The sequence below is a fragment of the Steroidobacter sp. genome, from assembly GCF_016790065.1.
GTDB lineage: Bacteria > Pseudomonadota > Gammaproteobacteria > Steroidobacterales > Steroidobacteraceae > Steroidobacter.
Map to the genome: position 1 here is coordinate 1 of NZ_JAEUPY010000878.1, position 8393 is coordinate 8393.

Annotated in this window: 6 protein-coding genes; 3 read left to right on the forward strand and 3 right to left on the reverse strand. The window is 60.7% G+C overall.

Annotation, left to right across the window (positions count from 1 at the left end; translation table 11 throughout):
- Positions 1-203 precede the first annotated feature (203 nt).
- Entirely contained in the window at positions 204-734 is a 531-nt protein-coding gene (locus JNL55_RS35185; protein WP_293866012.1) for an Ig-like domain-containing protein, read from the reverse strand.
- Positions 735-3248: 2514 nt separating this feature from the next.
- On the opposite strand from JNL55_RS35185, the gene JNL55_RS37600 reads away from it, so the two are divergent.
- The 3 genes from JNL55_RS37600 (at position 3249) to JNL55_RS35195 (ending at position 6113) form a co-directional block, all read left to right on the forward strand.
- Positions 3249-3521: a CerR family C-terminal domain-containing protein gene (locus JNL55_RS37600; protein ID WP_415923226.1), complete on the forward strand. Its 273-nt coding sequence runs from the start codon at positions 3249-3251 to the stop codon at positions 3519-3521.
- Between the two features lie 1237 nt (positions 3522-4758).
- The gene (locus JNL55_RS37605; protein WP_415923228.1) at positions 4759-5583 is read left to right on the forward strand and encodes a hypothetical protein; all 825 of its coding nucleotides are present in this window, start codon (positions 4759-4761) and stop codon (positions 5581-5583) included.
- A 14-nt stretch (positions 5584-5597) separates the two neighbouring features.
- A complete protein-coding gene (locus tag JNL55_RS35195) occupies positions 5598-6113 on the forward strand; it encodes a hypothetical protein (protein ID WP_293866018.1) in 516 nt (171 codons plus the stop codon).
- A gap of 6 nt (positions 6114-6119) precedes the next feature.
- Here JNL55_RS35195 and JNL55_RS35200 read toward each other — a convergent pair whose 3' ends face one another.
- Positions 6120-7310 carry an alpha/beta hydrolase family protein gene (locus JNL55_RS35200; RefSeq protein WP_293866021.1) on the reverse strand — a complete coding sequence of 397 codons (1191 nt, stop codon included), beginning with the start codon at positions 7308-7310 and terminating at the stop codon, positions 6120-6122.
- A gap of 59 nt (positions 7311-7369) precedes the next feature.
- On the reverse strand, positions 7370-8393 hold a 1024-nt coding region (locus JNL55_RS35205), incomplete at its 5' end, for a TonB-dependent receptor domain-containing protein (RefSeq protein ID WP_293866024.1).

Genomic DNA, 8393 nt, shown 5'->3' on the forward strand with positions numbered 1-8393 from the left:
TTGGCATCGACGGAAGCTCGCACCGGTGACGGCCCCGGAACAGACTGCGCATGTACCGGCTGCAGCACTCCCGCAAACGTCAAGACCAACAAACCCAGCACCCGCACCGCGTACGCCTGCAAGCCGTTTCCTGTACCGTGCATCTGTTCCGCTCCTTGCCTTTCGATCCAATCGACTCTCGTGCCGCCGCTAAACTGCTTGCGCTACTGGAGCAGCAAGTCCAACACCGCTGGCAGCCAACGCAAGTCCCGGACCTTGATCGTGAACGTGTATGAAGTAGGCGCGTTCGAGCCATCGCCGGTGTAGCTCGCCGTGATCGTGTGCACGCCCGCGGCGAGACCCTCGAGGAAGATGCTGGCTTGATTGCCGTATACGAAGGCAGAGCCGAGGAACACGCCGTTCTCGGTGAAGGTCACCATGCCTCCGGCAGAGCCGGTGCCGGCGATATTGACGCCGACTGAGACGCCGTACCATGCGACGTTCGCGACGTTGCTGACCGGGCTGATGGTGACCGGGCTACCGCTGGTTGCGCCGGTCGACTGGAAGCCCTCGCGGTTCCCCACTGCGTCGTACTGATAGTCCCGCTGCACTCCGCTGCCTGGCCCGCCTGCGGTCACCACCTTGGACAGCCGTCCCAAGGCATCGTAAGTGTAAGTAAGTGTTTCCGCCGCGTGCGCCGACCCTACCAGGCAAACACAAACAACAAGAGCCAACGCTCGTCGTGCGTAATCCATTCTTCCCTCGCACACTCAATCAGATTGCGATCCATGTACCCGTCGAAGCACACAGCGCGTCATTGCGCTGGCCTCGACAGACAGCCGTGCTTTCATTTTCTGGGAAGCGGCGCTGAGTAGGTATGACTGCAGCTTCCATCCCTGCCTGCTTTAGTTCGCGAGGCCGCGGACTAAAAATTGCAACAGAAGCGCTGATCTGTCAACGATGGCTGCCGCGATTCAGGGTTTCCAGCAGTCACTCGATGAGCTCGAGCGCTGGCGTGCTGAAGAAAACCCTCTCTGGGTGATGTTTCCGGTCTAGCGTGACCACATCAGAATCGAACTGCTTCGCGGTGATCTGCCCGTTTACGATCGCGGCTTCTTCCGATCGAAAAACCCCAGGACCAAGTTGTGGATGATGGCTTGCGCGGCGCGCGGGTGCAGATCCTGGGCCGTAGGCGCATCAAGCAACAGTAGACATAACATTCGGTTCGATATCGTTGTGTCGGCGAGGTGGACGCGCTCCCGCGGCAATCGGTTCGGCCTCTGATACACTGCCCTCCCGGGAGTCATTACAAGTATTCACTCCCGGACCACGAACGGATTTGAAAGACGACGGACAGCGGGCATGCGGAAGCAAATTGCGCTTTGGATGGCGTCGGCACTCTTGGGTGCCCTCGCCGGTTGCGGTGGCGGCAGTAGCGGCGGCTCCGCGCCACCTGCAGCGAACGACACGATGCCGGACGGCCTGCAGTTCGCGCCGGTCGCGAACGCGACTCGCAACGGTTGGATCGTCTCCGAACGCATCACCATCACGGGCATCACCGCCCAGGTGCCGATCAGCATCGAGAACGGCGAATACGCCATCGACAGCGGCGCTTTCACGACAGCGGCTGGAACGGTTCGCGCCGGCCAAGCGGTGACCGTGCGTGTGCGCTCTTCGGCAACGTACTCGAAAGTCACGGTCGCCCGCCTCACGGTCGGCGCAGGATCCACGGTCTTCGAGGTCACCGCGGAACTGCCGGACTACTCCCCAGACAATGTCACCTACGACGGACAGGACGTTCTATACCTGCTGAGTAACACGCACGGCCTGGTGTTCAGGTGGTCGGTCTCAGAGCAGCGTTATCTGGACGCATTACCCTTCACCCCTGCAGGCAACGCTGCGCCGAAAATCGCCGTGTCGCATGCCCAGCACCGGCTCTACCTCGGCTACACCACGGGTGCCATCCGCTACGTCGACACCGTCGCGACCAACCAAAGCGAAGTTGCATTCGCAACCACGGCCATGGGCATCGGTGGTCTCGCGAGCGTCGGCAACTATCTGCTGGCGCAGGACGACAGCGGCGCCTGGGGCACGCACTACGTGTTCAACAACGCCGGCGCTGTCACGGATCAAGAGGACTGGAACTATTACTCCAGGGAATTCGCGTGGGATGCGACAACCTCTCGCGTTTACTTCTTCCGCGACTCCTTTGGCCCGAACGACTTGCACTATGAAGTCATCGATCAAACGTCGGGCCAGATCACCTCGGAGGGCGAGACGCCCTATCATGGTGATTACGACATCCAACCGCCGATCCGTGTCTCGAGCGGAGGACAGTACGTCCTGCTCGGCAGCGGCGACATCTATCGGCAGAGCGACTTGCAGTGGTCCGGTTCGGTTGGAACGCAGATTGCGGATGCGCGCTGGTTCACCGATGGCTCACTGGTGACTCTGCGCACCCAGGGCAATCAAACGACGCTACGCCGACTGAGCGCGCCCTCGCTGAGAACGATCGAACAAGTCACCTACACAGGCCAGGCACTGCGCATCGTCGGCACGGATGCGCGGATGACAGTGGCGGTGATCGACAACGGCACCGTACATCTGCACGAATATGTGCCCAATAACGATAGCGACGGCGACGGTGTCGCCAACACGCTGGATGCTTTTCCTCTCGATGGTGCGGCCTCGGTCGATAGCGATCGTGACGGTTATCCCGATGCATGGAATGCCGGCCGCAGCCAGAGTGACAGCACCACCGGCTTGAGCTTGGATGCATTCCCGCAAGACTCCGCGTGTTATCTCGTCTCGCACGGTAGTGGCGGTACCTGCAACTACGCTGCCACGGTACCCAACTACGTGCCCGATCAAGTCGTGCAGCAAGGCGACACCGTTTATCTATTGAGCAGCGCCAACCGCCGCGTGTATCGCTGGTCGATTGCCTCGGCAACGTATCTGAATCCCTATGTGGTCGGCATCAACGAGGGCTTCAGCACCCTCGCACCGAGCAAGATCGCGTATTCGAGCGCCCATCAGCGCCTGTACTTGGGCTACAGCAGCGGCGCGATTCAATACATCGATGTGACGTCGTCAGGAGGCGCCGAAGTCCCCTTCGCGAACACGGCCATGGGCGTGGGCGGACTGGTCGCCGCCGGCAACTATGTGCTGGCTCAGGACAGCAGCGGCGCCTGGGACAGACACTATGTGATCGATAGCAACGGCGTGGTCCGAGCTCAGCCGGACTGGAATTATTACTCCAGGGAGTACGCGTGGGATCCGGTGACCTCGCGCGTCTATTTCTTCCGCGACAGCATGAGCCCGAACGACTTGCACTTCGAAGTCATCGATCAAAACACGGGCCTGATCACCGCCGCCGGCGAAACGCCGTATCACGGCTCCTACAACATCCAACCGCCGATTCGCATTTCCGTCGGCGGACAATATGTGTTGTTGGGCAGCGGCGATATCTACCGACAGAACGGCCTGCTCTGGAACGGCTCGCTCGGCATGCAGATCACCGACGCACGGTGGTTTGCCGATAACTCGCTGGTCACGCTGTCAACCGCCAACAACCAAACCAGGCTGCGTCGCCTGAGCGGCAACCTGGCCACTCAAGAGCAACTCACCTTCACCGGTCAGGCGCTGCGCGTCGTCGGTTCCGACGCTCGCATGGCCGTGCTCGTGATCAACAACGGCACGGTGCAGTTCCACATCTATGTGCCGAACGACGACAGCGACAACGACGGCGTGCCCAACGCCGCCGACGCGTTCCCGCTCGATCCGGCCGCCTCGGTCGATACCGATCGCGACGGCTATCCGGACGCATGGAATGCCGGCCGTAGTCAGAGTGACAGCACGACCGGCTTGAGCCTGGATGCCTTCCCGCAAGACTCCGCGTGCTACTTGGTGTCACACGGCAGCGGCGGTGTTTGCAACTACGGCGCGACCATTCCCAACTACGTGCCGGATCAAGTGCTCAGCCAGGGCGATACCCTATATCTGTTGAGCACCGCCAACCGCCGCGTCTATCGCTGGTCGCTGGCCACCGGCACTTATATGAATCCGCACGTGGTCGGCCTGGATCAAGGCTTCAGCGTCCTGGCGCCGACCAAGATGGCCTACTCGAGCGCTCACCAGCGCTTGTACCTGGGTTACAGCACCGGCGCGATTCAATACATCGACGTCGCTTCGAACACCGGTATGGAGATGCCATTTGCAAACGTTGCGATGAGCGTCGACGGCTTGGCCGCCGTGGGCAACTACGTGCTGGCGCAAGACGCGAGCGGCGCATGGGCAACTCACTATGTCTTCGACAGCAGCGGCGTCATCACCGACCAGGCGGATTGGAACCGTTACTCCAGGGAATACGCCTGGGATCCGGTCAGCTCCCGGGTCTATTTCCTGAGGGATGACACCAGCCCGAACGACTTGCACTTCGAAGTCATCGATCAAGCCACCGGTACCATTACCTCGGCCGGCGAGTCGCCCTATCACGGCGCCTACGGCGTAGCCCCGCCGATCCGCGTCTCACCCGATGGTCAGACCATTCTGTTGGGCACCGGCAATTTCTTCGACGCCACCGGCTTGACCTCCGCGGGCGCGCTGGGCACGACCATCACCGACGCGCATTGGCAAGGCAACGTGCTCGTCGACCTGGACACCACCGATCGAGTCGAGATCAGAGACGCGGACAGCCGCGCCGTGCTGATGAGCTATCAGTATCTCGGCACACCGCTACGCCTGGCGTTCGGTCAGACCGAGGCCTATCTGGTGCACGTCATGAACGGCACGACCGCATTCCTGCGCTTGCCCTTCTACGACCAGGATAACGACACGCTGCCGCGCTGGTGGGAGCAACTCTATGGCCTGAGCGATGCGAACGCCGCCGATGCGCTCGGCGATCTGGATGGCGACGGTGTCAGCAACGCGGACGAATTTGCTCACCACTCGAATCCATCGGTCGTCGATACCGATGGTGACGGGCTCACGGATCAGCAGGAAATCGTTACCTACTCCACCAATCCAGCGCGCGCGGATAGCGACAGTGATGGCTTGAACGATTACGACGAGGTCGTCACGCATCAGTCCGATCCCTGGGACACGGATTCGGACGATGACGGCTACACCGATCTCGACGAGGTACTCTATGGCGGCGATCCCAATGATGCCTCGGTCCTGCCGCAGCCCCTCAATAGCTATAGTCAGTCGTTCGAGAACAATCCGACGTTGACGGCCTGGGCCGCGACACCGTACAGCGACGCCGACTGGACGATCACGACCGCCGCAGCCCGCACGGGCACGGCGAGTCTGCGCTCGGGACCGATCGGCGATTCTCAACGCAGCGGCATTCGCTTCCGAGTACTGACGACGGCTGGCCAGCTACGCTTTTACGCTCGAGTCGACGTCGAGAGTTATGGCGACCAATTGCAGGTGTACGTCGATGGCATTCAAGTACTCTCCATCTATGCCAACAGTCAGTGGACTCAATACTCGGTGCCACTGACGCTCGGTGCCCACGACATCGAATGGCTATACAAAAAGGACAGCCACGGCGCCGGCGGCGCCGATGCAGTCTTTATCGACGATGTGACTTTCACGCACTGAAGATGAGTAGCGTCGTGAACAAGCCGATAGTTGCAGGTGTGGCCGTACTCGCTGCTGTGATTGCCGCAGCAGTGCTGTTGAAGAACGATTCGCCGGAACCGGACCCGCCGCCGCCCGCTACCGCGTCGACGGAACAACAGCCCGACAATGAAACCGCAGCGACGGTCGTGCAGCCGCCGGTTACGACTGCTGCCACTTCAGTGCCTGGACAGACGGACGCGCATCCTGTGCCGTCGGATCCGCGGCTCACGGCGCTCGCGGTATCGCCACCGAACGACCTGATCGAGTTCGTCCACGGATCCGATGGCCAGGTGATCAAGGAGATCGACAAGGATCCCGCCAGCCCTGGCTTCAATAAACCTTCCCGCGAATATATGTATTCTCACGGCAAGGTGACTGGATTGACCGCTTACCGATACTCGGTCAATCAGCTCGAAACCACCCGGACCGCCGTCTCGTACAAACCGGATGGCAGCGTCGACGATCTCATCTCGCAGACGACCTATAGCGACCAGAAACAGCAGCGCTGACTGCTATTACTTTCGGGCCGGCGTCGGCCGACGCAGCACCGTCACTTCCGGATAGCTCGTCTCGCCACTGAGCAACGGCGTCTTGTCCACGCCCCGCACGTAGCGATCGAAAAACTCCAGCACAAAATTATTGATGATGGCGTGCGCGGTGCGTGGCTGCAGATTCTGGGGCTTGGGCGCATCGAACAACGGCAGATCGGAGAAACTGACGTGATTGGTTCGTGCGACCGTGACGTGATACCAATCCGCGGTGCTCCGACGCAGCAGCCCCCAGAAATGCATGGCGGCTGAGGCCGAAGCCTCCATGTTCATCGCATCCACTTCACCACCAGGCGGCGGCGGTGTGTTCAATCCCGCATTGGACGGATTGAACATCAACAGCACCGGCCGCTCGCTGCCGAGCGTGACGACACCTTTCGGGCCTGCGAGGCCGTACGCCCAGCCGTCGAGATTGGCAGCCGCCTTGATGCGCGCATCATCGCGCGCCGCCTGCAATGACGTTACTCCGCCCAGCGACCAGCCAAGCGTGCCAACCCGTGAGAGATCCAGCCGCTCATGGAAGCGGCTGTTGCGATCCGCGTTCAACGTGGTCAAACGATCGAGCACGAAGCTGATGTCGTTCAAGAACAAGCTGAGATCGGAATTCACAAACCCATACTCGAACGACTCGCGGTCGAGCATGCGGTCTTCCCGATTCAGCCGCGCTTGCCAGGTCTGGCCGTCGTTACGATAGCTCGTGCCATCGGGGAAGCGCTCGATATTGCTCGAGCCGGGATGACCGATGGCGACTACCACATAGCCGTGGCTGGCGAGAAATTCGGTCTGAAACGTGGCACTGAACTGCGGCTGACCGCTGCCGTGGTTGTAGAGAAGGACGGGCCATCGCGACGGCGCCGCCGCGAAGGGTGCGTTCAGTACCGAGCGTGTCTGCACGCTCGTGAGCTTCTGCACCCAATGATCCTTAGCATACAACTGTGGATTGATGACGTAAGGCGCCCGCTTCGCATCCGCAGGCGGCGACGCCGGATACCACACCTGCACCATCATCTTGCGCTTGTCGTTTGGATCGGCGGTGCTGGGATCGTCCAGCACCGTGTTCACCCACAACTCCTCGATCGTGCCGGTCTCGTAAGGACCGCGTGGCTCGCCCTCGAACAGCTGCGTCGGCGATGCAGCTGCTGAGGTTGCGATGATCATCGCGCACGCGACCAGCACAAAAGAACATCGAGAAACAGTCATCCCGCAGCACCCCGTCTTCAGAACTTCGTGGTAACCGTCAGGTAGTACGAAGCCATGCGCGGGTTTCCAAACAAGCTGTAGTACGCCATCGTGTTGCTGGCATCGAAGGGTGCCTTCTTGTTGAAGACGTTACGGACACCCAACTGCACCTGAGTGCCGGCGAGCCAGCTGTTGACGTTGCCGCGCGCTAAACCTACATCGTAGGTCACAAAGGCATCGTGATAGATCTGGCTATCCACCTTGCCGTCGCCACCCTGGTTGGCAATCGTGGTCGCGTCGGTGCTCACCTTATAGGAATCGAAATAGCTCACGTTCCAGCCCGCCCGCCAAGCCGACAGGGTCCAGTTCACGCCGCCATTCAATTTGAGTTCCAACGGATACGCGCTACTGATGCCTGCATAATCCACCATCGGCAGCCCGCTCATCAGCTGCAGAGCGTAGGTCGGCTGGTAGGTGCCGACCAGGAACAGATCGAAGGCACCGCGTTGTTGCGTATTCAGCTGGTAGTCGATCTGGACATCCCAAGCCTTCAGCTCGGCACTGGCCAGGTTCAGCGGAGTTGCATCCACGTGAGTGATTGGCCCGGCCCAACCCACAGGATCTGTGCTCAGATTGGGCCCACGCACCACGCGACCCGGGAACAACGCCTCGTTGTCGATCACGCCTTGCACGAAGTTTGGAATCGTACCGATGTTGTCGATCTTCTGGATGCGCGTGTAATCCAATGACAACCGCAAGCTGGGCAGCGCCGAAGGAGTGAAGATCAAACCCGCCGACCAGCTCTTCGATTTCTCCGGCTCCAGATCGGGATTGCCATTGAACAGTCCCGTGAATTGGCCGGTGGGCGTATTGCCACGGCGCGGGTCACGAGAAGCTGTGTAGAGCAACCCAGTTTGCGCGGAGCCAATGGGCACCAGTTGACTCAGCGACGGTGGCAGAGTGCCCGTGCCATAGCTCAGGCGCACAGCCAGGTCCTGCACCGGCACCCAACGCAAGGCGATGGTCGGATCCACCGACGAGAACTCATTCGTCTCACGCGTA

Coding starts and splice junctions, on each gene's coding strand:
- JNL55_RS35200 (WP_293866021.1), bottom strand. CDS start 7,310: ATGATCATCGCAACCTCAGCAGCTGCATCGCCGACGCAGCTGTTCGAG.
- JNL55_RS35185 (WP_293866012.1), bottom strand. CDS start 734: ATGGATTACGCACGACGAGCGTTGGCTCTTGTTGTTTGTGTTTGCCTG.
- JNL55_RS37605 (WP_415923228.1), top strand. CDS start 4,759: ATGAACGGCACGACCGCATTCCTGCGCTTGCCCTTCTACGACCAGGAT.